We start from the raw sequence: 22,974 nt of genomic DNA, 5'->3' as shown, positions 1-22,974 counted from the left end.
AAACAATTTCATAATCTTATTATTAGCAAATATATCATTTTATTTACATGTTATTCGGTGTATAGTCGGCGCCCATCCTCGTTATATATAAAATTATACAATGATATACATTACATTGCGTTCGCGATGGGTATCGTTATATAAATTTTTTAATATCGATGGGTTTATATAATTAAAAAATACATTTTAGGAGTCTATCGTGAAGAAATTTATCATTTCGACAATAGCTTGTGCTATAGCACAAACATTAGCTGTATCAGCAAGTGTAGCTGCTGAAAATGCTGAAAAAATCGTCGTTACTGCACAACCAGTGAATAATAGTGAAGCCGGTGCTGGGTTTGTTACGCGTGAAGTTGATATGGGGCCATTAGGTGAAAAAAAATGGCTAGATACTCCTTACACAACAAATACTTTCACTCAATCTATGATTGAAAATCAGCAAGTCACCAGTGTTGCGGATATCTTAAAATATAATGCCTCTTCCCAAATGCAAGCGCGTGGTGGAATGGATGTTGGACGTCCTCAAAATCGTGGAATGCAGGGTAATGTTGTTGCCAACTCTCGTTTAGATGGTGTGAATATTATTTCTACCACAGCCTTTCCTATCGAAATGCTTGAACACGTAGATATTATAAACGGTCTAACAGGTTCGCTTTATGGACCAGCAAGCCCTAGCGGACAATTCAATTTCACACAAAAACGCCCAACCTTAAAACGTTTAACCTCTCTTAATGCAACTTATGTCAATGATAACCAATTTAAAGGTCATCTTGATTTAGGTGGTTTTATTGATGACAACAACACTTTTGGTTATCGCATTAATTTAATGCATGATGAAGGTAAAGGTTATGTCGCAGGTAGCAAAACACGTCGCCAGCTAATCAGTACTGCATTTGATTGGAATATCTCATCTGATACCGTGTTAGAAGTAAATTTTAGTGATTATTGGTTTAAAAAAATGGGTTACCCTGGTGCATTTTCTTATGGACCCAAAGTCACCGCATTACCTGATGCACCAGACCCAACTAAAGCAGGCTATGGCCAAGCTTTTGCGGGTGTCGATCTTCACACCAGAACGGTAAGTAGCCGACTAAAACATGATTTTAACGAAGATTGGCAAATAAGTGCAGCAATTGGTTATCAAACAGCTGATCGTGGATTCCGTTCTGTGTCTAACCAATTAAGTAATGATGGTAAGCAATTTACACCAACGTTATCAGTACCGACAACTTATGGTCGTTTTACTGTTTTAAGTCATTCAGTCAATGTTAATGGTCATGTGATGACCGGTGCACTTTCTCATGATTTAATTCTTGCTACTAGCGGTTATCGTTGGGATATTTATGGTGCAAATGGTGATGATCAGAAATTCACATTACCAACTCAAGATATCAATAATCCTCATCGCTATGATGATCCTTCTAATGAAGGCTTCTATACAGGTGCTGCTCGCACCAAAAACAGTCGCTCTCAAGTTCAATCAATCACTCTAGGTGATACAGTTACATTTAATCCTCAATGGTCAGTGATGGGATCGCTAAGCCAAAACTGGATCAAAGAAACTTCTTATCGTGCTGGTGGATCAAATCACACCGAAAATGGATTAAGCCCTGCTGTCGCATTAATGTTTAAACCTATTCCTGAAGTGATGACTTATATTTCTTATACAGATTCATTAGAAGAAGGCGATTCAGCACCAAACACTGCCGACAACAAAAATGAAGTGCTAAAACCTTATCGCAGTGAACAGTGGGAAATGGGGATTAAATCGCAAATTGGCGATCTTAATTTAAATGCGGCTATTTTCCAATTAGAGCGCCCTTTTGCCTATGTAGGTAACGACAATATCTTTAAAGAACAAGGTAAACAACGTAACCGAGGGTTAGAGCTTATCGCTAACGGAAAAGTCACTGATGAGTTTTTCATTTTCAGTAGCATAACCTGGTTAGATCCTACCTTGACCAACACCGGTAATACTCAGACGCAAGATAAAGACGTTGTGGGCGTACCAAAATACCAAGCCAACTTATTAGCTGAATACCATTACCCTACTTTGCCAAATGTTATCTATAGCGCCAATATTCACTACACAGGTAAACGTGCAGCAAATACAACTAATACTATGTGGGCAAAAGCCTATACCACGCTCGACCTAGGTGCTCGTTATCAAACACAATATTGGGATAAGAAAACGACTTTCCGCCTCAATTTAGATAACGTTACTAATGAGCATTATTGGGCATCTATTTTCTCTGGTAACCAAAATGGTGCAATTGGTGGCGCAAATGCTTTCTTAGGTACACCTCGTCAAGTTTCAGCGTCTGTAAGCATTGAACTCTAAGAGGAAAACAGAATGTATAAAGGGCTTTTCAAAACCTTGTGCATTACGTTACTGGGAGTTTCGGCTCTCAGTCTCTCCTTTAATGTACAAGCACAAAGAGTTGTTCAATATTATCAAAACCAATCCATTACGGTTCCTGATTCCCCTCAAAGAGTCGCCACTAGTTGGAATGCTCAAAATGCGATCCTTGCTATGCTTGGGGCTGGAGATAAAATAGTTTCCACAACCGACTTGGTCAAAACTATTCCCTTTTTTACTGAGATTGTCCCAGCTATAAAAACAGCTTCAATATCCAGCAAAGGTAATAATGACACACTGAATATCGAAACATTAATAGTTAGCCAACCTCAAATCTTTTTTGCAACAGGAAAACTATCTGATGCACAAACAACAGCACTAAAAAATGCAGGGATCAGTGTTGCATTATTAAAGTCAGGCTCAATGGATGCATTGTTAGAAAGAACGTTGATCACGGGTGAGATTTTAGGTTCAAATAGTCACCAATTAGCAAAAGATTACTTAGCCTACTTTCAACGTAATAAAGCGCTTGTCAAAAGTGCAGTAAACGAAGTCAGTATCAATAAACCAATGAAGGTCTATCATGCTTTTGGTTCACCATTAAGAACCTCAGGCGCACCTTCGCTAAATAATGATTGGATAGCGCTTGCAGGTGGTGTTAACGTTGCCGAACATTGGTTTGATAATGTGCCAAGCCGAGCAGGTGATGTTTCCTTAGAACAAGTTATTCATGCCAATCCTGATGTCATTGTCACTATGTATGCAAAAGACACTGAAATCATTAAAAATGCACCTGAATGGCAATCTATTACTGCGGTACGTGAAGGTCGAGTTTATACAAACCCCAAGGGCTTATTTTGGTGGTGTCGTGAAACCACAGAAGAAGCCTTACAATTTTTATGGTTAGCGACTGTTTTATATCCAGAACAGACAGCACATATTGATATCCCTAAAGAGACACAACAGTTCTATAAAACATTTTTTAATATCACCCTCACTGATCAGCAGCTCGAACACATTCTTAAACCTCTCAAAGACTAATTGTTACTGCCTCTTCATATTCACGATGAAGAGGCAACAATAATCCATTCTAATGTGATATTAACTACTATTATCATAAGTAGTCATTTAATGATAAATACTTAAATTTTGATCTGATAACGTATTTGCACCAACGCTCACATTTTGCCTTTATCAAATTAAAATTTATTCTTTTTAAATTTATTGGTATGAAATGCGTAAGTTATACGCTTAATAGCTTCAAAAATGTTATCAGGAGGTGAAATTGTGGTGGGTAATATAAGAGATAATTTGATAGGTAGCTTATTCTAAACAAGTATTAATTAGCTGTTTTTTTCTCATACAAATAAATATGAGAATATATTTCTCCAAGCATGAAAATCTCAGTTCATTTGCAATACAATTATTCTTTTTTTCATAAAAATTAAAAATTATCATTCTCTATAAACGTAAAATGCCCTAATAAGGGCATTGGTTTCATATAGAGGCTCTATTTCATCTATTAAGAAAATTCTTATTATTAACTAACAAAAGAGAAATACTTACATATAAGAATTATCTTACTCAATTTAATTATTCTAAAATGAGTTACTTTCTAATTTAAGAATATTATTAGAAGATAGAAAGAGCCTTGCTATCGAAATGAGCTGGAATATGTTGTTCATTACGCTCAGTTTCTTGAGCCATTCCACCTGTTACTTCTTCAAAGAAGCTACCAATATTAACGCCTAGTACTTCTAGTACTCTAACTAAGCAATCAATATCAATACGGTTTACACCACGCTCATAACGAAATAACTGTTGTTCACTAATATCAATCTCTTTTGCTAACTGAAATACAGTATAACCTTGAGATTTTCTTAACGACTTAATTTTTTGTCCAACTGCATAAGCGACTGGATACTTGCTACTCATAATATTGTTCTCGCTTTTCACTTTGATTGATATCTAATTTTATAATGGTGTGTTCCTATGCAATAATATGTAAAACTATATATTATCGAGGACACCTTTTTGTTTTAATAAAATATTATTTTTAGTAGATAAGAAATATTACAATTCATAACATGACTTATCATATGTAAATAATATACTACGCATTTAAACACTTTCAACTAGTCAAAAAAAGACAGTGCAAACACAGCAATTTACCCATACTAGTAAACAATACCTAGGATAGGGGTATATTTCTTTTATTTTCATGCAGTTAAAATATTTTAGTTATAAAAATACGCTTTTTTTTCCTTAAACTTTACTCATTGATTAGAATTATTATCTAGCATGAGCTTAATTTAAAGTATGATTGGTTGAATTGCGCAAAAATAAATCAACTTATTTCAGCCTAATTTATTTAAAATAATAAATTAACCTCATAAAGGTAATGATTTTCTTATTTTTATTAAATAGCTTAAGCAATATCAATGAAATCTGATGAGTTTATAAATAAGTCAATATTATTTATTAATATCAATAAGTTACTTCGATTACATTAAAATATAGATATAAATCACATTTTAAACATTTGTTAATTAATTTATATAAGCATAAACCCTTACTCTTTCAACTAAATATATTTCAAGATCCATAATTCTTTATTACTCTAGAATAAATGAATAATAGATTTAATTACTCATTTTTTTTGAATTTTTATTAATGAATAACTTACTTTAATTTTTAATTAGATTAAAAATCTTCTTTGTGAAATAGAAAAAGAGGGAGTTCTAATATAAATATTTTTGTTTTATCAGTAAGTTATTAGAAGGCTATGCTTATTATCATAAAATCCGTTCCTTTTATGACCATACAATACTATTCTTTCTTTTTCACTCAAATACGCGCATTTTGTACATTACAAAAATAGATTAATCATCACATCTTAAGCAAAATTGGCAATGGAATGAACTGTAAAATATCAAATTTAGTATGATCTAATTTTGTTAAAAAAAACAAAAATTAATCTTTTTACATCCTAAGTAATTACACTTATTCCATATAGGAGTTATTCTTAGAGCAAAATAAACATTAATATTTTTATATAATTTATATTCTTGCCAAATGCACAATTTTCTCCATTTTTCGTAAAAAATGAAATTAACCGCTTCAGGACAAATCAATTAGCGATGAAATAAGTTTTTTTTGCTTTATATCATTTACTATTCAGTTCATTATGATGAAAATATTGATAAATATCAAACTTTAGTTTTAACTTATTTTAAATCATAGAGTTAACTAAGCACTCTCGCTCTATCATATCTTTAAAAAAGAAGAATAAAGAAAATAAAACATCATTATAATTAATCTTTCTTCTTGTTAGCACTATCCTATGATTTATAAAAAGTAAGAAAGATTAACTATAAATCCCAATTATTGCCTTTTAACCTTCTGAATTTTTTCTTAAAAAATGAGTGACACATACTTTTCAACGCTGACTAAAAATGTTTTAACTTACTCATTTTATGAGAGATATTGCTCATGAAAAGTACTCAAATAATTTGTAACAGTGCATCTAAGGTTATTTAATTTTATGAATAAACTGAAAATGACCACATTTACGCCTAAAAGGAGTAGATCTTTCTTTTCCAATTAGAGTAATTTTTTTAGATCGAAATTTGAGCTCTACTTAAAAATAAATACATATTTTCTACTGAGCGCCTCCTCGCTAAAAATGATTAACTTAACAATAGAAGAATGACTTTCTTTTTAAACACCTCCACTTTAAATAATTAAAATATGACAAAATGTAAAAAAGCGTAATAAAAAAACGACTTATGATCCTTTTTCACAGAAAACACAATGTAATAACAAGTTAAAACAGTCTTCGAAACTAATAGCACCACAGAAACAAGATAAGTAGCTAAGTATTACCTTAGGTATAAAAGAAATGAAGCCAATATAAGGACCTAGGAAAGCATGTGGTAAGGATATGTGGCCATGAACGAGGAATGCATGAGTAGATGGTAAAACAATAGATACAGAGAAAACGATTGAGGTTTAAATGAATGCAACTAGACTGCAATAACGCAAGTATTAAAAATACCAAATAACCATTGTTGATTGTTTTAGATAACTGCTAAAGGAAGTAAAGAAGAAGGTATAACGAAGAGATAAAGAAGTGGTGGGCGGTATTGGGCTCGAACCAACGACCTCCTCCTTGTAAGGGAGATGCTCTACCAACTGAGCTAACCGCCCGCTTTATTATTAAATGGTGGGTCGTGGGCGATTCGAACGCCCGACCAATTGATTAAAAGTCAACTGCTCTACCGACTGAGCTAACGACCCATTTAATAATTTTGCGTAAATCTGTAAGTAGCTTTGTGAATGGTGGGTCGTGGGCGATTCGAACGCCCGACCAATTGATTAAAAGTCAACTGCTCTACCGACTGAGCTAACGACCCATTTAATAATTTTGCGTAAATCTGTAAGTAGCTTTGTGAATGGTGGGTCGTGGGCGATTCGAACGCCCGACCAATTGATTAAAAGTCAACTGCTCTACCGACTGAGCTAACGACCCGTCACAATGTTCACTACTTTGCGTTGTATTTTTAGGAATGGTGGGTCGTGGGCGATTCGAACGCCCGACCAATTGATTAAAAGTCAACTGCTCTACCGACTGAGCTAACGACCCATACCTAAATGTGTGATATTGCGCGAAATAACCGGATGAAGTGGTGGGCGGTATTGGGCTCGAACCAACGACCTCCTCCTTGTAAGGGAGATGCTCTACCAACTGAGCTAACCGCCCACTTCATGATGACTAAATTCTCACTACCACGCTTCAATGTAATTGGTGGGCGGTATTGGGCTCGAACCAACGACCTCCTCCTTGTAAGGGAGATGCTCTACCAACTGAGCTAACCGCCCAATTACACTAAATCATACAACTTATCACAACGAAATAATGGTGGGCGGTATTGGGCTCGAACCAACGACCTCCTCCTTGTAAGGGAGATGCTCTACCAACTGAGCTAACCGCCCGTCGTGATGGGGTGCATTATAGGGATACTGCGCTATGAGTCAACGATTTTTATCAGTTTTTTATCGTGAAAATGATCGTTCGTTTTATTTTTAGTCAAGATGCTTTTTTTAGCACCATAAGTGACACAGCAATTAACCAAAGTAATCCTACGGATACTCTTCGTCAAACAAAAAATCATCAATTTGAAAAATTTATCTCTGTTAAAAGCTTAATGCCATTGAGGAATTAGCATCCAGTGATAAAATAAGACAACCATTTCGTTTTTTTGATAATCACGATTACTTATCTATATATAAGTAAGACGTACAAAGGCAATCCCAATGAGTAAAATAAAAACCCGTTTTGCACCAAGTCCTACTGGCTATCTACATGTTGGTGGTGCGCGTACCGCACTTTATTCCTGGTTATATAGCCGTCACAATAAGGGCGAATTTGTACTGCGTATAGAAGATACCGACTTAGAACGTTCAACACAGCCAGCCATCGATGCAATCATGGACGGTATGAATTGGTTAAATCTGAATTGGGATGAAGGTCCTTATTATCAGACTAAACGTTTCGATCGCTATAACCAAGTGATTGATCAAATGTTATCTGCGGGTACTGCATACCGTTGTTATTGCTCTAAAGAGCGTTTAGAGCAACTACGCGAAGATCAAATGGCGAAAGGTGAAAAACCTCGTTACGATGGTTGTTGTCGTGGCGGTAACCATAATCACAGCGCTGATGAACCTCATGTTGTGCGTTTTTTAAACCCACAAGAAGGTTCTGTTATTTTTGATGACAAAATTCGTGGCCCAATTGAATTTAGTAACCAAGAGCTTGACGATCTAATTATTCGCCGTACTGACGGTTCTCCAACTTATAACTTCTGTGTTGTTATTGATGACTGGGATATGGAAATCACTCACGTTATTCGTGGTGAAGATCATATCAACAACACACCTCGCCAAATCAATATTCTTAAAGCATTAGGTGCGCCTGTACCTGAATATGCTCACGTATCAATGATTTTAGGTGATGATGGTAAAAAACTATCTAAACGTTATAACGCAGTTAGCGTAATGCAATATCGTGATGACGGCTATTTACCAGAAGCACTATTAAACTATTTAGTACGTTTAGGCTGGTCTCATGGTGACCAAGAGATCTTCACTATTGATGAAATGATTGAACACTTCACTTTAGAGGCTATCAGTAAATCAGCAAGCGCATTTAATACTGATAAACTGCTTTGGTTAAACCATCACTACATCAATACACTACCAGCAGAGAAAGTTGCTGTTCATTTAGATTGGCATATCAAACAACAAAATATTGATACCAGCAATGGTCCTTCATTAGTTGAGCTGATCAAATTATTAGGTGAACGCTGCAAAACATTAAAAGAGATGGCTGAAAGTTGCCATTACTTCTATGTTGATTTCGAAACCTTTGAAGAAACTGCCGCGAAGAAACATTTACGCCCAGTTGCTCGTCAACCATTAGAAGTTGTTCGCGATAAGTTATCAGCAATTACAGAGTGGACAGCTGAAAATGTTCACCAAGCTATTCAAGATACTGCTGATGAATTAGAAGTGGGTATGGGTAAAGTCGGTATGCCGTTACGTGTTGCTGTAACAGGTGCAGGTCAATCTCCTGGCTTAGATGTTACCGTTCACGCTATTGGTAAAACTCGTAGCGTTGCACGCATTAATAAAGCATTAGACTTTATTTCTGAAAGAGAAAACCAAGCTTAATTACCACGTTAATCTTGCTTATTAAGAAAGATACATCCCTAAAGTAGGGAATGTATCTTTTTTTGTACTCTTTTTCAGCAATCAATAAATAATGTGAGATTAACTGATTGACAGTATTGTGCTTGTTGCCTATTATCAAGCCCGTTCCAGTATGTTGGGGCTATAGCTCAGTTGGGAGAGCGCTTGCATGGCATGCAAGAGGTCAGCGGTTCGATCCCGCTTAGCTCCACCAATGTACTTCTAGAACAATCCAATATGTGGGGTTATAGCTCAGTTGGGAGAGCGCTTGCATGGCATGCAAGAGGTCAACGGTTCGATCCCGTTTAGCTCCACCAGAATTTTAAGATCCTGAAGAGAAATCTTCGGGATTTTTTTTATTTTATCGCTTTAATGGCTTTAATAGCCCTTCTAAACCTTCAATTTTAATTGCTAAGGTCATCTCCATGAGTTGACCAAGTTTACCTTCAGGAAACTCGCCTTTCTTTGCAAACCACAATAAATATTCTTCTGGTAAATCAACCAGCATACGCCCTTTGTACTTACCAAATGGCATTTGTGTGTTTGCTATATCGATAAGGTGCTGTTTGTCTAACATGTTCTCTACCACATTGTCATTGAAGGAATAGAACCGATTATAGGGCAATTTAAAGATAAAAAAAGCAGTACCCAAAGGCACTGCTTGATTTTCTGTTACTTGATTAACAAGTGACTGCGTTTACATTGTTATTTTATTCACATGCTATCTGTTTACCTTCAGAGATTAAACAAACAGACCTGCGATAGCTGCTGATAAGAAGCTTACTAATGTAGAACCGAACAGTAATTTCAGACCAAAACGAGAAACAACGTTACCTTGTACTTCGTTTAGACCTTTAATCGCACCTGCAACAATCCCGATTGAAGAGAAGTTAGCAAATGAAACTAAAAATACAGATAAGATACCAACAGAACGCGGTGAAATTTCAGCAGCGATATCTTGTAAGCTACCCATTGCAACGAATTCGTTAGACACTAATTTAATTGCCATAACACTACCAACACGTAATGCATCTTGCTCTGGCACACCAATAACCCATGCTAATGGATAGAAAACGTAACCTAAGCAATCTTGGAAGCTAATACCGAAAATCATGCTGAAAATCGCATTCACTGCTGCGATTAATGCAATGAAACCAATCAGCATTGCAGCAACGATTAATGCAACTTTGAAACCCGCTAAAATGTATTCACCTAACATTTCAAAGAAGCTTTGACCTTCATGCAGATTACCCATTTGGATCTCTTCTTCATTTTCAACAGAGTATGGGTTAATCACAGAAAGGACGATAAAGGTACTGAACATATTCAGTACTAGAGCAGCAACGACATATTTTGGATCTAACATTGTCATGTATGCACCAACAATCGACATTGATACTGTCGACATTGCTGTTGCAGCCATAGTGTACATACGACGCTGAGACATTTTGCCTAATACATCTTTATAGGCAATAAAGTTCTCTGATTGACCAAGAACCAGTGAGCTCACTGCGTTGAATGATTCCAGTTTCCCCATACCATTCACTTTAGAAAGCACAGTACCGATAATACGGATCACGAAAGGTAATACTTTGATATGTTGAAGAATACCAATTAATGCAGAAATAAAGATAATTGGACATAAAACATTCAGGAAGAAGAATGCTAAACCACCTTTCATCATGCCACCGAATACGAATTCAGTACCTTGTGCGGCATAACCTAATAAGTGATCGAATAATCCAGCAAATCCACGAACAAAGCCTTCACCAACATCAGAGTTGAGGAAGAACCATGCTAATGCGATTTCAATAACTAATAACTGCACGATATAACGCAGACGGATCCCTTTGCGGTTGTTACTCGCAACGAATGCTAATGCGCCAATAACGGCGAGTGCTAAAACGAAGTGAATGATAGAGGACATGCATGCTCCAAAAATAAAAATAAATATTGTAGAGCATTTTATGTAACGCGTAACATTAGGATGTGACTACTGTCACAATCTCATGAAACCGTATACACACTATTTATTAAATAAGATAGATTGATCACACTTTGAAAGTTACTTAAGAAACATTAAATGTAAATTTAGCTTAAGTAAAAATGCCACTGAGAAGGTTTCCCAGTAGCATTTATTAAATATTAGGATGATTATTTCGATTGATCAAGTAATCGTATCATTTCATCTTCATCGATAACCGTTATCCCTAATTCGTTAGCTTTCACTAACTTAGAGCCTGCCGCTTCACCCGCAATTACCATGTCAGTTTTTTTAGAAACACTTCCACTTACTTTTGCGCCTAACGCCACTAATCTGTCTTTTGCTTCATCACGCGTTAACTGTGAAAGTGACCCAGTTAACACAACGGTTTTACCTGCAAAAGGATTATCACCCGCTTCATGAGTCACAATAACCGGCGCTTGCCATGTAATACCTGCATCATTGATCAATTGGTCAATAACCGTTCTATTGTGTTCCTCTTGGAAGAAATTAACGACATGTTTAGCTACGACATCGCCCACATCAGGAACTGATTTTAGAGCTTCTACATCTGCATTTCGTAATGCATCAAGAGTTGAAAAATGTGTTGTCAATCCACTTGCTGTTGCTTCACCAACTTCTCGAATACCAAGTGCATAAATAAAACGTGCAAATGTCGTTGATTTAGCTTTATCTAAAGCGGTGATCAATTTTTTAGCTGATTTTTCGCCCATTCGCTCTAAACCAGATAAGATTTTTTCATCTAAACGGAAGAGATCTGCTGGTGTTTTGACATATTCTTTCTCAACCAGTTGGTCGATAATTTTATCGCCCATTCCATCCACATCCATAGCGCGACGTGAAACAAAATGTTTAAGTGCTTCTTTACGTTGCGCACCACAAATTAAACCGCCAGTACAACGTGCAACAGCTTCGCCTTCAATGCGCTCAACATCAGAATCACAAATAGGACAATGTGTCGGAAAGACAATTTCTTGCGCACCATCAGGGCGCTTTTCTTCAATCACACTGACAACCTGAGGAATAACATCACCAGCTCGACGAATAACTACAGTATCGCCAATACGTATTCCTAAACGTTCAATTTCATCAGCATTGTGTAACGTTGCATTACTCACAACAACACCTGCAACTTGAACTGGTTCTAAACGTGCAACAGGTGTAATAGCACCAGTACGCCCTACTTGGAATTCGACATCTTTGATAATCGTCATCTGCTCTTGAGCTTGGAATTTATAAGCAATAGCCCAACGCGGTGCTCTTGATACAAAACCCAGCTCTTCTTGCAATGCAATTGCATCAACCTTGATAACAACACCATCAATATCGAAACCTAAATTAGGACGAATTTCTTCTACATGGTGATAAAAATCTAGTACTGCTTTGCTACCAGTGCAAAGTTTTACAGCATCGCTAACTGGCAATCCCCATTTTTTAAATTGTTGTAAGCGCTCATAGTGGCTTGTAGGTAATTCTCCACCTTCAAGTACACCGACACCATAACAGAAAAAGGTTAATGGCCGTTTTGCTGTAATACGAGGATCAAGCTGTCTTAATGAACCAGCTGCGGCATTACGAGGGTTAGCAAAAACTTTTCCACCTGTGCGGCGCGCTTCCTCGTTTAAATATTCAAAGCCTTTTTCATTCATAAAGACTTCACCACGAATTTCAATACGAGCAGGAATATCTTCGCCATATAAACGCAGTGGAATAGCTTTGATTGTTCTCACATTCTCAGTGATATTTTCCCCAGTTGTACCATCACCACGCGTTGCAGCTTGTACTAATACTCCATTTTCATAAAGTAAACTAACTGCCAATCCATCTAATTTTAATTCACAACAGAAAGTGATCTCTTCACTATTTTTTAAGCGATCACGCAAACGCTTATCAAAAGCCAGATAATTTGTTTCATCAAAAGCATTATCTAAGGAGAGCATCGGAATTTCATGTCTCACTTGCTCAAATGCCGTTAGAGGTAAGGCACCAACTCGCTGTGTAGGCGAATCAGAGGTAATTAATTCAGGGTGTTCAGCTTCTAATGCTTTTAGCTCATTCATTAAGCGATCGTATTCAGCATCAGGTATTTCAGGTGCGTCCATAACATGATAGAGATATTCATGGTGACGTAGAGTAACGCGAAGTTTATCAATTTTTTGTTGAGTGTTTTTATTCATGATTATCACCAAAGAAGAAAAACCCCCGCAAGCGGGGGCTTTTTACAGACAAATGCTATTGATTTAAATCCAGTGTCCTGCGGATCCTAGATTTATAAAGCTCGATTTTTTGTGGCGTTAAGAGTTTACGTTCATCATCCAGCACAACACCACCTACATCAGATGCTATACGTTGAGCCGTAAGTAACATCAATTTAAAGTTCTGATTAGCATCACCATAAGATGGCACCATCATAAACATCGATACACCTGGTGTAGTTAATTCAGCCATCGTATCAATGTTAAATGTTCCAGGTTTCACCATATTCGCTAAACTAAACAATACAGGTCCATTGGCTGTTGGATTAAGATGACGATGGAAAATATTCATTTCGCCGAACTGGAATCCAGCTTGAATGATACTTTGCATCAATGTTTCACCATCCAGCATTTGACCATGATGTGCACTTACGTTTAGAACAATAACCAGCTCTTTCTCTGCTTCTGTTGCTTGCGGAACAGATTCAACTTTTGGCTCTTCAGCCGGAGCATGATGCGAAGCCTCAGTTTCAACAGAAGTCACATGAGCCGTTGTCTCTGAAATTGCAGGCTCAAAACTTGCTGATGGGCTTATTGTATTAACGTGTGATTTTATTTCACTCGCAACATTAACCACAGGGGCTTGTTTTGGCTCATCCCTAACAATTGGTACAGGCTCTTTTTCAATAACATCAAAAACACCAAGACTAGGCTCTTGCTGTAATGAAGTATCGTGAGAATTCCCTTTTGTTTGGGTTTCAGACATTAATGGATCTCTATCTGCCACTGAAATTTCAGGTTCATGTAGAAGCTCCGATTTTATCGGTGGCTCACTCTCCCGCTTTTCAGTAGAGGATAAAGTTGATGTCTGATGACTAACCTCAGCATATTGTGGTTCGTCATCGTTCTCATCTGACTGATAATTCTGTTTCTGACGTTTTACTGGGCGATTACGGAAAAGCTTAGAACGCTCTTTTCGACCAATCCATAAGCCGTGTAATAACAAAGCTATGATTAAAATCGCACCAACAACGATTAATATCAGACGCAAATTTTGCTGCATCATTTCTATCTCTGTTGTCTTGAGGTTTAATAGCCACGTTGGCAAATATTACTTTTTACTAAGAGTATTTGCCAATGCTCATAAGTGCAAGCCAATACTTAATTTTCTTGTCACAAAGATACACACATCAATCTCTTATGCGCGTTTTTTAGACAATTCATGACTAGTAAGGCTGATTATCTCCCTATATGATACTAGCTTGCCCTCATTGGAGAGAATAGGAAGTATGACAAATTTGACAGAAACGAATAAAAATTTAAATGGATTTCATTATTTTGCTCTTGGTTGGCGTTTAATTACACGCAAAGGGCTAAAACGTTTTGTTATCTTACCCCTACTTGCCAATATTATTATTCTCGGAAGCGCCTTTTGGTGGTTATATGGACAAATTGGTGGCATGGTCAATTGGATGATGGAAAAAGTTCCTGATTGGTTACAGTGGTTGAGTTATTTAATCTGGCCATTATCCGTTATTTTTATCTTATTAGTGTTCACTTATTTCTTTAGCACCTTAGCCAACATTATTGCTTCCCCGTTTAATGGATTATTGGCTGAAAAATTAGAAGGCCAAATAACTGGCGTCGCCCCACCAGATACAGGTGTTGCAGGTATATTGAAAGATGTTCCACGTATTTTAAAACGTGAGTTAACTAAAATAGCTTATTATTTACCTCGCGCTATTGTTTTGTTATTGCTCTATTTTATTCCTGCTATCGGACAAACCGTTGCTCCTGTTTTATGGTTTGCTTTTGGTGCTTGGATGATGGCAATTCAATATAATGACTTCCCATTTGATAACCATAAAATTTCATTTGCAGCGATGAAATCTTCGCTTAAACAGGATAAATGGAATAATCTTCAATTTGGTATGGTTATTAATATTTTTACCATGATCCCTATTCTAAATTTAGTCATCATGCCTGTTGCTATCTGTGGTGCAACCGCAATGTGGTGCGATCGTTATCGTAAACAGCATGTGCAAGATGGACAGTGGTAAACCTAATTTAGCGACATATCGATAAATATGAAAAACCCCGTTTTATTATTAGACGGGGTTTTCTTTTGTGCTTTTCTTCTAAAACGTGATTTGACTTATTTTGTTATTAATCAGATTACTCAATTAATGAACGAATATAATCTTTTGTCTCTTCTCTATCCATTGGATCACGCTCATTAATACCCATTTCAAAGATATTTAATGCGCCATCTAGTTTTTCAATTATCTCTTCATCATCTCGAATACAGAAAATATAAGCATTTTCAAACGGAGTAAGGTCTACCAATCGTAACCCTTTTTCTGTCAAAAAATGGTTAATATATTCCAAATAAGGTAGTTCATAAGGCAGCATATAAGGATCTACACTCACCTCATCCCAATCAATATTCTCAACTTGAGATAAAATCAACGCACTTGGTGATTCAGGCAAAGAAATGTGCTCTAACGATTTTAGATCAGGAATATCACCAAAATATTCTGTCCACTCCACATAATCCATTAATCCTTGAGCTGAGAGTGATTCATATAGCCAATTAAGGACATCTTCTTGAGCATCTGACTCGGGTAAATTTTCACGCAAAGCTTGCGCATCTAATTCAGGCACGGCGAGTTCAAGCGCACTAATCAACTCTTCAATGGTTTCCATTATGACCCCTGTATTTGCAGTAAATGTGGTTAAAAATAGATTATCAGCCATCAATATACTGTACATCTCTTGATTTATTAATTTGTGAATCGTCTCACTGACTCTTGATTAGAACCTTTTGGAATAAAAAGATAAAAAAGTTATAAGTATATTCATAAAGCTTATTTCCATCTTTAGCTTGATGGCGTATGGTAATTTCATCTGACCTTATAAAAATCATGTACCGAGGATAAAAATGAGCAAGATTTTCGAAGACAACTCGCAAACTATTGGGCACACTCCCTTAATTCGCTTAAAGCATTTCGGAAATGGCAACATTCTGGCTAAAGTGGAATCTCGTAACCCAAGCTTCAGTGTAAAATGCCGTATCGGTGCCAACATGATTTGGGATGCAGAAAAAAAAGGCATTCTTAAAGAAGGTGTTGAGCTTGTAGAACCTACCAGTGGTAATACTGGGATTGCTCTAGCTTATGTTGCAGCGGCTCGTGGCTACAAATTAACACTGACAATGCCAGATACTATGAGTGTAGAACGCCGTAAATTACTCAAAGCATTGGGTGCTAATTTAGTGCTGACTGAAGGCGCAAAAGGCATGAAAGGTGCCATTGATAAAGCCAATGAAATTCGCGATAGCGATCCTAAGCGTTACCTTTTACTACAACAATTTAGTAATCCAGCTAACCCTGAAATTCATGAAAAAACCACAGGCCCAGAAATCTGGAATGATACTGATGGTGAAGTAGGTGCTGTTATTGCTGGTGTCGGCACTGGTGGTACTATTACAGGTATTGGTCGCTACTTGAAAAAAACACAAGGTAAAGCGGTAACAATGGTTGCTGTTGAACCAGCAGGCTCCCCTGTTATAACTCAAGCTCTAGCTGGTGAAGAAATAAAACCGGGTCCACATAAAATCCAAGGTATCGGAGCTGGTTTTATTCCTGAAAACCTAGATTTATCGTTACTGGATCGTGTTATTCAAATCACTAACGAAGAAGCCTTTGATACTGCTCGTGAACTTATGACTAAAGAAGGCATTCTCGCAGGTATTTCTTCAGGTGCAGCTATTGCGGCAGCAGTAAAACTCGCAAAAGAGCCAGAATTTGCAAATAAAGAAATTGTGGTTATTTTACCTTCTTCTGGTGAGCGTTATTTAAGCACCCCACTTTTTGCTGACATTTCTGATAGCTAAATCGCGTCATCTCAATTGTAAAATATTTATTAAAAAAGCACCTCAATGGTGCTTTTTTTGTGGTAGAGATCAAAGTTTGTCATCCAGACAGGTGATTTATTTCTTCGAGTTTAGTATTTAATCAATTAATTATTTCGAAGGTCGAAATTAATCAGAAAATAACCGAGATGACAAAACGAACTCTTTTATCTTTCTGAACACTATTTTTATCAGATGACGCTTTACGACTTAATATTATCTGATATTGCTACGCAAAGCAGGACAAATTCATCTACACTTACTAAGTCCTGACTTAATGTGAACAATTGAGTTATAAAAGGAAAAAATCCTATGTACCAGCAAGAAGTTACTATTACAGCACCAAACGGCTTACATACTCGTCCTGCGGCACAATTTGTAAAAGAAGCCAAAACATTCTCTTCTGATATCACGCTTATCTCTAGTGGTAAATCTGCCAGCGCTAAGAGTCTTTTTAAATTACAAACTTTAGGCTTAACCCAAGGTACTGTTGTGACTATCTCTGCTGAAGGTGAAGATGAAAAACAAGCTGTTGAAGCATTGGTAAAATTAATGGCGGAATTAGAGTAATTCGCGATTAAGTATTAACGCAGTATTTATTCCCCTGAAACCATTCAGGGGAGTTAATTTTAATGATGATTTTAAAACAACAGTATTTTGCAATCCTATTCTTTTAAGATTATCACCAGCAAGTCGTAGGATAAATTATGATTTCAGGAATTTTAGCGTCACCCGGTATCGCATTTGGTCAAACCCTTCTCCTCAAAGAAGAACCCATCATCATTAGCCAACGTAAGATCCAAAGTGATGAAATTGAAAATCAAATCGAACGCTTTAAAGACGGTCGTAACAAATCTGCACAACAACTAGAAATTATTAAAGAGCGTGCTGAAAAGAACCTTGGTGCGGATAAAGCCGAAATCTTTGAAGGCCATATCATGTTGCTAGAAGATGAAGAGTTAGAACAAGAAATTGTTACTCTCATCAAAAGCGACAAAAAAACCGCTGAAGCTGCGGTTCAATCTGTTATTGAAGATCAAGCAACCGCATTAGAAGCATTAGATGACGAATATCTAAAAGAGCGTGCAGCTGACGTTCGTGATATTGGTAAACGCTTAATGCGCAATATCTTAGAGATGCCAATTATCGATTTAAGTGCTATCTCAGAAAAAGTTATTTTAGTTGCAACTGACCTTACCCCTTCTGAAACTGCGCAATTAAGCTTAGACAACGTATTAGGTTTTATCACTGACTTAGGTGGTAGAACATCTCACACCTCTATCATGGCTCGTTCATTAGAAATTCCAGCTATTGTGGGAACATCTAATGCGACACAAACCATTAAAAAAGATGATTATCTTGTTCTTGATGCGATTAATAACAAAATCATTATTAATCCATCAGATGAAGAACTCGAAACATTAAAAGCTATCAAAGAAGAGTATCTGCACGAAAAAGAAGAATTAGCAAAACTCAAAGACCTACCTGCTATTACACTTGATGGGCATCAAGTCGAAGTTTGCGCTAATATTGGTACAGTTCGAGATGTTGCGGGTGCTGAACGTAACGGTGCTGAAGGTGTTGGTCTGTATCGTACTGAGTTCTTATTTATGGATAGAGACTCTTTACCAACAGAAGAAGAGCAATTCCAAGCCTATAAAGCGGTAGCAGAAGCCGTAGGAAGCCCAGCGGTCATTATTCGTACTATGGATATTGGTGGCGATAAAGACTTACCTTATATGAACCTACCAAAAGAAGAGAACCCATTCTTAGGCTGGCGTGCAATTCGTATTTGTCTTGACCGTAAAGAGATCCTTCATCCACAATTACGTGCTATCTTAAGAGCATCTGCTTTTGGTAAACTACGCATTATGTTTCCAATGATTATCTCTGTTGAAGAGATCCGTGCATTGAAAGCAGAACTTGAAATACTAAAAAGCCAGCTTCGTGAAGAAAAGAAAGCTTTTGATGAATCTATTGAAGTCGGTGTGATGGTAGAAACCCCAGCCGCAGCAGTGATGGCTCGTCATATGGCAAAAGAAGTTGACTTTTTTAGTATTGGGACTAACGATCTAACACAATATACTCTGGCTGTAGACCGTGGAAATGAGCTGATATCTCATCTGTATAATCCAATGTCACCTGCAGTACTCAACCTGATAAAACAGGTGATTGATGCATCACATGCTGAAGGTAAATGGACTGGAATGTGTGGTGAACTTGCTGGAGATGAACGAGCAACGTTGCTCCTTCTCGGCATGGGATTAGATGAGTTTAGTATGAGTGCTATTTCAATTCCTCGCATCAAAAAAGTGATCCGTAACGCGAATTACGATGATGCAAAAGCACTAGCAGAGCAAGCACTTGCTCAGCCAACTGCAAAAGAATTGATGGACTTAGTAGAAACTTTTACTAAAGAAAAGACACTGTGCTAATCGCATTAGCCAGAGCCCGGTCCCAACTACAATAATTAGGAGAAGATTCATGGGTCTGTTTGATAAATTAAAATCACTGGTTTCAGAGGAAAAGAAAGGCAGTGGCACGATTGATATTGTTGCACCACTTTCTGGTGAAATCGTCAATATCGAAGATGTTCCTGATGTTGTTTTCGCTGAAAAAATCGTAGGTGACGGTATTGCTATCAAACCTGCTGGTAATAAAATTGTTGCGCCAGTCGATGGTACTATCGGTAAAATTTTCGAGACTAACCATGCTTTCTCTATTGAGTCTGACAACGGTATCGAGTTGTTTGTCCACTTCGGTATCGACACTGTTGAACTGAAAGGTGAAGGGTTTAAACGTATCGCTGAAGAAGGTCAGCAAGTAAAAGTAGGTGATACTATTTTAGAATTTGACTTAGCTGTATTAGAAGAAAAAGCAAAATCAGTTCTAACTCCGGTTGTTATCTCTAATATGGATGAAATTCAAGGTTTAACCAAAATGACAGGCCCAGTTACTGTTGGTGAAACCGTTATTATTCAGATTAAAAAATAATCTTCTGTGATGTTCTCTATTTAAACCGCCACCAATAATGTGGCGGTTTTTTTGTATTCAAAAAACACAAACCAAAAACTACTCTAACTAATTCGACGATGTTCTTACTCTAAATAATTCAAGGTGTAGCTAGGCGACAAGTGAATGAGTCACTAGGAGCATACATAAGTATGTGACTAGGGTGAGTGAACGCAGTCAACAACGCTACAACTTGGAGTATGACGAGTAAAATGCTCTAAATAATTCAAGGTGTAGCTAGGCGACAAGTGAATAAGTCCCTAGGAGCATACATAAGTATGTGACTAGGGTGAGTGAACGCAGTCAACAACGCTACAACTTGGAGTATGACGAGTAAAATGCTCTAAATAATTCAAGGTGTAGCTAGGCGACAAGTGAATAAGTCCCTAGGAGCATACATAAGTATGTGACTAGGGTGAGTGAACGCAGTCAACAACGCTACAACTTGGAGTATGACGAGTAAAATGCTCTAAATAATTCAAGGTGTAGCTAGGCGACAAGTGAATAAGTCCCTAGGAGCATACATAAGTATGTGACTAGGGTGAGTGAACGCAGTCAACAACGCTACAACTTGAAGTATGACGAGAAAACGCCCGTAGATAAATAACGATCCCCCCTATCACACACAATCGCAACAATCACCGCACCGGGATTCTCTTTTGCAACGCGCAGAGCGCCAGCAACAGCCCCTCCAGAACTTACGCCACAGAAGATACCCTCTTGACTTGCTAAAAGGCGCATCGTTGATTCTGCTTCTGTTTGTGACATATCTATCACACTATCCACCAGCTCTTTTTTAAAGATACCTGGCAAGTAAGCAGGTGACCAACGACGAATACCCGGAATTTGACTTTTTTCTTCAGGCTGAAGACCTATCACTTGCACACTATCAGATTGTGTTTTTAAGTAACTTCCCACACCCGTAATTGTGCCTGTTGTTCCCATACTCGAAACAAAATGAGTAATACGACCTTGTGTTTGTTGCCAAATTTCAGGACCAGTAGAAATAAAATGAGCTCTTGGATTATCTGGGTTATTAAATTGGTCTAATACCTTACCTTCGCCCTGTTGTTCCATCTGTTGCGCGAGATCTCGCGCACCTTCCATACCAACTTCACGACTAACTAGAATCAATTCTGCACCATAAGCTTGCATTGATGCTTGACGCTCTTTACTCATATTCTCAGGCATTAACAACTTTAAACGGTAACCTTTTACCGCTGCAATCATCGCTAAGGCAATACCCGTATTACCACTGGTTGCTTCAATCAACGTATCACCCGGTTTTATTTCACCGCGTAATTCTGCTTGTTCAATCATCGATAATGCAGCTCTGTCTTTTACTGAACCTGCGGGATTATTGCCTTCAAGCTTAACCCAGATTTCAGCGTCCACCTCTTGTGTAAGTCGTTGTAGTTTTACTAATGGTGTATTACCAATAAATTGTTCTAACCCTGCCACAATAAGTTCCTGCTCATTTGTTTGTCTGTATTAATGAAGAAATCACATTTAACTTATTAACGCAATAATATTAACGTAATTCGATAAGTCTCTTCGCTTTTATAGAAACCAAAACACCCATGCCAGAAATAAGCATGGGTGAAAAATAGTAAAATTAATTGATAGATTAATAATTAGGCAGTATAGGCTAACGATACCGTATTTAAGGGAGTATCCTCCGTATATAAACGGGCTTGAGCACCTCCCATATAATAGGTATTTCCTTTTGTTGGCGCAGAAGAAATATCATTCCAAACCGCAGTAATAGGTATATCACTCCATCCTAATGGCTGTAAAATTATCTGCCAATAATGCCCTTTGGGTGATACCTCAATAACTTTAACGGGTAATCGGCAAACACTATTGGCATATACACTTAATGCAATTTCCCAAGGACGTAAGAACACATCTACTGAACCTTGATAAAGTGGTGTCACAGACAATGGTAAGTGATATCCCCCAATCTGTAATTGAGCACCATTAATTTCACCTTTTAGGTGGTTCACATCGCCTAAAAATTCTAAAACAAAGCGACTTTTTGGTGATTGCCACACTTCTTGTGGTGTCCCCACTTGCTCTATTTTGCCATTTCCCATAATCACAATGCGATCAGCCACTTCCATCGCTTCTTGTTGATCATGAGTGACAAAGACACTGGTAAATTTAAGCTCTTCATGTAATTCACGTAACCAACGACGCAACTCTGTTCTTACTTTGGCATCTAAAGCGCCAAAAGGCTCATCAAGCAGTAAAATTTGGGGTTCAACAGCCAAAGCTCTAGCTAAAGCGACTCGCTGTTTTTGCCCACCAGATAATTGTGCTGGATAACGTTGCGCTAAATGAGGCAATTGGATCATCTCTAACAATTGTTGCACTTTTTTATGAATAGCTTCTTTGTTAGGACGCTCTCGTCGAGGCAATACCGTTAAACCAAAAGCGATATTCTCAAATACAGTCATATGGCGAAACAGCGCATAATGCTGAAAAACAAAACCAACTTTGCGATCTCTCGCATGTAATCGGCTAACATCCTGCCCTTCGAAACGAATACTTCCTTGGGTTTGATGTTCAAGGCCTGCAATAATACGCAAGAGTGTTGTTTTACCTGATCCGGAAGGCCCTAATAGTGCCACCATTTCACCTGAAGCCACATCAAGAGTGACATCATGCAACACTTCAGTGCGATCAAAATATTTTGTGACACTATTAATTTCAATACTCATATTTTGCCTCTACT

At 37.4% G+C, this 22,974-nt stretch carries 16 protein-coding genes and 10 tRNA genes; 10 read left to right on the top strand and 16 right to left on the bottom strand.

What is annotated here, in order from left to right:
* Window positions 1-199 precede the first annotated feature (199 nt).
* Window positions 200-2,341, top strand: coding sequence for a TonB-dependent receptor (locus CBE70_RS04765; RefSeq protein ID WP_232797361.1), 2,142 nt, complete (start codon window positions 200-202; stop codon window positions 2,339-2,341).
* Window positions 2,342-2,353: 12 nt separating this feature from the next.
* Entirely contained in the window at window positions 2,354-3,400 is a 1,047-nt protein-coding gene (locus CBE70_RS04760; protein WP_100158429.1) for an ABC transporter substrate-binding protein, read from the top strand.
* Between the two features lie 591 nt (window positions 3,401-3,991).
* On the opposite strand, the gene CBE70_RS04755 is transcribed toward CBE70_RS04760, so the two are convergent.
* From CBE70_RS04755 to CBE70_RS04715, 9 genes are all read right to left on the bottom strand, one after another.
* Window positions 3,992-4,294, bottom strand: a complete 303-nt coding sequence (locus CBE70_RS04755) for a helix-turn-helix domain-containing protein (RefSeq protein WP_100158509.1) — start codon at window positions 4,292-4,294, stop codon at window positions 3,992-3,994.
* Between the two features lie 2,198 nt (window positions 4,295-6,492).
* Window positions 6,493-6,568: transfer RNA gene (locus tag CBE70_RS04750), tRNA-Val, on the bottom strand.
* Window positions 6,569-6,582: 14 nt separating this feature from the next.
* A tRNA-Lys gene (locus CBE70_RS04745) sits at window positions 6,583-6,658 on the bottom strand.
* A gap of 40 nt (window positions 6,659-6,698) precedes the next feature.
* Window positions 6,699-6,774 (bottom strand) — tRNA-Lys (locus CBE70_RS04740).
* 40 nt (window positions 6,775-6,814) lie between these two features.
* Window positions 6,815-6,890, bottom strand: a tRNA-Lys gene (locus CBE70_RS04735).
* Between the two features lie 38 nt (window positions 6,891-6,928).
* Window positions 6,929-7,004, bottom strand: a tRNA-Lys gene (locus CBE70_RS04730).
* Between the two features lie 41 nt (window positions 7,005-7,045).
* Window positions 7,046-7,121: transfer RNA gene (locus CBE70_RS04725), tRNA-Val, on the bottom strand.
* Window positions 7,122-7,164: 43 nt separating this feature from the next.
* A tRNA-Val gene (locus CBE70_RS04720) sits at window positions 7,165-7,240 on the bottom strand.
* Window positions 7,241-7,278: 38 nt separating this feature from the next.
* Window positions 7,279-7,354: transfer RNA gene (locus tag CBE70_RS04715), tRNA-Val, on the bottom strand.
* Between the two features lie 321 nt (window positions 7,355-7,675).
* Between CBE70_RS04715 and gltX the strand changes: the two genes are divergently transcribed.
* The 3 genes from gltX to CBE70_RS04700 all read left to right on the top strand — a co-directional run bounded on the left by gltX (window position 7,676) and on the right by CBE70_RS04700 (window position 9,429).
* The gene (gene gltX, locus CBE70_RS04710) at window positions 7,676-9,094 is read left to right on the top strand and encodes a glutamate--tRNA ligase (RefSeq protein WP_100158428.1); all 1,419 of its coding nucleotides are present in this window, start codon (window positions 7,676-7,678) and stop codon (window positions 9,092-9,094) included.
* Between the two features lie 156 nt (window positions 9,095-9,250).
* Window positions 9,251-9,326: transfer RNA gene (locus CBE70_RS04705), tRNA-Ala, on the top strand.
* A 27-nt stretch (window positions 9,327-9,353) separates the two neighbouring features.
* Window positions 9,354-9,429 (top strand) — tRNA-Ala (locus CBE70_RS04700).
* A gap of 44 nt (window positions 9,430-9,473) precedes the next feature.
* Here the strand turns inward: CBE70_RS04700 and CBE70_RS04695 are convergent.
* The 4 genes from CBE70_RS04695 to zipA all read right to left on the bottom strand — a co-directional run bounded on the left by CBE70_RS04695 (window position 9,474) and on the right by zipA (window position 14,375).
* Window positions 9,474-9,689 (bottom strand): DUF3820 family protein, encoded by a 216-nt coding sequence (locus tag CBE70_RS04695; protein WP_100158427.1) that lies wholly within the window; start codon window positions 9,687-9,689, stop codon window positions 9,474-9,476.
* A 165-nt stretch (window positions 9,690-9,854) separates the two neighbouring features.
* On the bottom strand, window positions 9,855-11,039 hold the full coding sequence (locus tag CBE70_RS04690) for a NupC/NupG family nucleoside CNT transporter (protein ID WP_100158426.1): 1,185 nt from the start codon (window positions 11,037-11,039) through the stop codon (window positions 9,855-9,857).
* 227 nt (window positions 11,040-11,266) lie between these two features.
* Window positions 11,267-13,294, bottom strand: a complete 2,028-nt coding sequence (gene ligA, locus CBE70_RS04685; RefSeq protein WP_100158425.1) for an NAD-dependent DNA ligase LigA — start codon at window positions 13,292-13,294, stop codon at window positions 11,267-11,269.
* A gap of 55 nt (window positions 13,295-13,349) precedes the next feature.
* Window positions 13,350-14,375: a cell division protein ZipA gene (gene zipA, locus CBE70_RS04680; RefSeq protein WP_198585690.1), complete on the bottom strand. Its 1,026-nt coding sequence runs from the start codon at window positions 14,373-14,375 to the stop codon at window positions 13,350-13,352.
* A gap of 226 nt (window positions 14,376-14,601) precedes the next feature.
* Here zipA and cysZ point away from each other — a divergent pair, with 226 nt between their 5' ends.
* Entirely contained in the window at window positions 14,602-15,372 is a 771-nt protein-coding gene (gene cysZ, locus CBE70_RS04675) for a sulfate transporter CysZ (protein ID WP_100158423.1), read from the top strand.
* Between the two features lie 115 nt (window positions 15,373-15,487).
* Here the strand turns inward: cysZ and CBE70_RS04670 are convergent, their stop codons facing one another.
* Complete coding sequence (locus CBE70_RS04670; protein WP_100158422.1) at window positions 15,488-16,018, bottom strand: hypothetical protein; 531 nt, start codon at window positions 16,016-16,018, stop codon at window positions 15,488-15,490.
* Between the two features lie 235 nt (window positions 16,019-16,253).
* Between CBE70_RS04670 and cysK the strand changes: the two genes are divergently transcribed.
* The 4 genes from cysK to crr all read left to right on the top strand — a co-directional run bounded on the left by cysK (window position 16,254) and on the right by crr (window position 20,219).
* Window positions 16,254-17,207: a cysteine synthase A gene (gene cysK / locus CBE70_RS04665; protein WP_100158421.1), complete on the top strand. Its 954-nt coding sequence runs from the start codon at window positions 16,254-16,256 to the stop codon at window positions 17,205-17,207.
* 330 nt (window positions 17,208-17,537) lie between these two features.
* Entirely contained in the window at window positions 17,538-17,795 is a 258-nt protein-coding gene (gene ptsH / locus CBE70_RS04660; RefSeq protein ID WP_006533407.1) for a phosphocarrier protein Hpr, read from the top strand.
* A 137-nt stretch (window positions 17,796-17,932) separates the two neighbouring features.
* A complete protein-coding gene (gene ptsI, locus CBE70_RS04655) occupies window positions 17,933-19,660 on the top strand; it encodes a phosphoenolpyruvate-protein phosphotransferase PtsI (RefSeq protein WP_100158420.1) in 1,728 nt (575 codons plus the stop codon).
* Between the two features lie 49 nt (window positions 19,661-19,709).
* On the top strand, window positions 19,710-20,219 hold the full coding sequence (crr, locus tag CBE70_RS04650; protein WP_036935451.1) for a PTS glucose transporter subunit IIA: 510 nt from the start codon (window positions 19,710-19,712) through the stop codon (window positions 20,217-20,219).
* A gap of 582 nt (window positions 20,220-20,801) precedes the next feature.
* Here crr and cysM read toward each other — a convergent pair.
* Both cysM and cysA read right to left on the bottom strand, forming a co-directional pair.
* The gene (gene cysM / locus CBE70_RS04645) at window positions 20,802-21,698 is read right to left on the bottom strand and encodes a cysteine synthase CysM (protein WP_100158419.1); all 897 of its coding nucleotides are present in this window, start codon (window positions 21,696-21,698) and stop codon (window positions 20,802-20,804) included.
* 173 nt (window positions 21,699-21,871) lie between these two features.
* On the bottom strand, window positions 21,872-22,960 hold the full coding sequence (gene cysA, locus CBE70_RS04640) for a sulfate/thiosulfate ABC transporter ATP-binding protein CysA (protein WP_100158418.1): 1,089 nt from the start codon (window positions 22,958-22,960) through the stop codon (window positions 21,872-21,874).
* Window positions 22,961-22,974 lie beyond the last annotated feature (14 nt).

This window comes from Proteus columbae (assembly GCF_002777965.1).
In the GTDB taxonomy this organism is placed as follows: Bacteria; Pseudomonadota; Gammaproteobacteria; order Enterobacterales; family Enterobacteriaceae; genus Proteus; species Proteus columbae.
Note: the sequence above shows the minus strand (reverse complement) of the source record. Positions and strands in the feature narration are given on the sequence as shown.